2 protein-coding genes are annotated in these 2,655 nt (G+C 71.5%); both read right to left on the reverse strand.

What is annotated here, in order from left to right; translation table 11 throughout:
- Positions 1 to 1,733: type I polyketide synthase (locus NQU54_RS48265; protein ID WP_372506435.1), on the reverse strand; the 1,733-nt coding region annotated here is incomplete at its 3' end.
- 75 nt (positions 1,734 to 1,808) lie between these two features.
- Positions 1,809 to 2,655 (reverse strand): phosphopantetheine-binding protein (locus NQU54_RS48270; RefSeq protein ID WP_257636609.1); only part of this gene is annotated, 847 nt, incomplete at its 5' end.

The following is a 2,655-nucleotide window of genomic DNA, read 5'->3' on the forward strand; positions in this document are numbered from 1 at the left end:
ACGGGTCCGGAGCCGTGGTGGGCGCTGCCGGTGATGAGTTCGGTGGTTTCCCGGCCGGTCGCGTGGTGCGTCAACTGGTCGATGGCGTGCGGGAGGCCGGGGGTGAGAAGTACCGCCCGGTGATCGAAGGCGGTGCGGGTCGTGGCGAGTGTGTGGCCGATGTCCGCGAGGGTGTGGTCGGGATGGCGTACCAGGTGGGCGGCGAGCCGACCGGCCTGGTCGCGCAGTGCGGCCTCGGACTTGGCCGACAGCGTCCAGGGCGCCAGCGGCAGTTCGCATTCGTGCGTGGGGGCGGGGCTCTCCTGCGGTTCGCCGTCGGGCACCGGGGCCTCTTCGACGATGATGTGCGCGTTGGTGCCGCTGATACCGAACGAGGAGACACCGAAGCGGCGCGGCTGGTCACCCTGCGGCCAGTCGAGCGGGTCGGTCAGCAGACGTACCGTACCGGTGGACCAGTCCACATGCGGCGAGGGCTCATCCACGTGCAACGTCCGCGGCACCACACCCTGCCGCAACGCCGACACCATCTTGATCACACCCGCGACACCCGCCGCCGCCTGCGTGTGCCCGATGTTCGACTTCACCGACCCCAGCCACAACGGCCGCTCCGGATCCCGTCCCCGCCCATACGTGGCGAGCAGCGCGTCAGCCTCGATCGGGTCGCCGAGCTTCGTCCCCGTCCCATGCGCCTCCACCACGTCCACATCGCCCGCGGACAGCCCCGCGTCCGCCAACGCCGCCCGGATCACCCGCTCTTGGGCGGGACCGCTGGGCGCGGAGAGGCCGCTGCTTGCGCCGTCCTGATTGATCGCGGTACCGCGGACGACCGCGAGGACGGGGTGCCCGGCGCGGTGGGCGTCGGAGAGCCGTTCGAGGCAGAGCATGCCGGCACCTTCCGCCGGGCCGAAACCGTCGCCCGCGGCCGAGAAGGGCTTGCAGCGGCCGTCCGGGGCGAGGCCCCGCTGTCGGCTGAAGCCGATGAAGATGCCGGGGGTGGACATGACGGTGACACCGCCGGTGAGCGCGAGGGAGCATTCGCCCCGGCGCAGGGACTGCACCGCGAGGTGGAGGGCGACCAGGGAGGAGGAACAGGCGGTGTCGATCGTGACCGCGGGGCCCTCCAGTCCGAGGCTGTAGGCGATGCGTCCGGAGACGACGCTGGGGGAGCTGCCGGTGACGAGATGTCCTTCCGTACCGTCGGCGACGGCGTGCAGCCGCGGCCCGTAGTCGGGCAGACCGGCTCCGACGAACACCCCTACATCGCGCCCCTTCAGGGAGGAGGGGTCGATGGCGGACCGTTCGACGGCCTCCCAGGAGGTCTCCAGCAACAGCCGCTGTTGCGGGTCCATGGCCTGAGCCTCGCGGGGGGAGATACCGAAGAAGCCGGCGTCGAAGTGCCCGACGTCGGTGACGAAGCCACCCGCCCGCGTGTATGTGCGCCCGGGGGCATCGGGGTCGGGATCGTAGATCGCTTCGGTGTCCCAGCCCCGGTCGTCGGGGAACGGTGTGATGGCGTCGGTACCTTCCCGCGCCAGGTGCCACAGGTCCTCGGGGGTGGTGACGCCACCGGGGTAGCGGCAGGCCATGCCGACGACGGCGATCGGCTCGCCTGCCACGGCTTCCAGCTCCCGTAGTCGGCCGCGGGTCTCATGGAGGTCGGCCGTCACTCGTCGGAGGTAACCGAGAAGCTTTTCCTGTTCCGACATCACTACCTCGGGGGGTCGGGCGGGCATGCAGAACCTGCGGATGAAGGGGGTGAAGAAGGCCGGGGCAGGGAGGGCCGAGGGGGCGGGGAGAGGCGGGCGCCGTCAGTGCGAGCCGAATTCCCGGTCGATGAAGCTGAAGAGTTCGTCCGCCCCGGCCGACTCCAGGTTTTCGGCCACGTCGGCCGCCCCGCCGGCTCCGGCGTCGTCCGAGGCGGCGCTCCCGTTCCTGGCAGTACTCCCGTTCGGGGCGGCGCTCCCATTCGGGGCCGTGCTCCAGTGGGACAGGAGGTCCTGGAGCCGGGTGACCACCATGGCCCGGGTGGCGCCGTCCGTGTCGGCGGCCGAGTCGCGCAACCTCGTTTCCAGCCGGTCGAGTTCAGCGCGCAGCGCGGTGTCCGCGTCGTCGACCGTGTCCGATGGCATCAGCTCCGCGCCGAGGTAGTCGGCGAGGCGGGTGGCGTCGGGGTGGTTGAAGACAAGGGTCGCGGGCAGCCGTAGTCCGGTCGCGGTGCTGAGGCGGTTACGCAGTTCCACAGCGGTCAGCGAGTCGAAACCCATGTCGAGGAAGCCCTGCTCGGCGGGGATCGACTCGGCCGACCCGTGTCCGAGTACGGTCGCGGCGTGCTCGCGCACGGTGTGCAGCAGCACCCGCCGGCGTTCGCCCTTCCCGAGTCCGACGAGCTGACGTGCCAACGGCGCGCCGTCCGGTTGCGTTCCGTCCCCGGCGGATGCCGTCCAACGGCGGCGGGGTGCCACCTGCCGCTCGGCCAGGCCACGGAGCATGGGCTGGACCGGGGTGTCCCTATCGGCCGCGCCGAGGGCGTGGCTGTCCAGTTCGGCCGCCACCACCAGGCTCCGCGCGGACTCCGCAGCCGCGTCGAAGAGTCGGAGCCCGTCGTCGTTCCGCATCGGTACGACGCCCATGCGGGCGATGCGGGTGAGGTCGATA

The sequence above is a fragment of the Streptomyces malaysiensis subsp. samsunensis genome, from assembly GCF_024519315.1.
Taxonomy (GTDB): domain Bacteria; phylum Actinomycetota; class Actinomycetes; order Streptomycetales; family Streptomycetaceae; genus Streptomyces; species Streptomyces malaysiensis.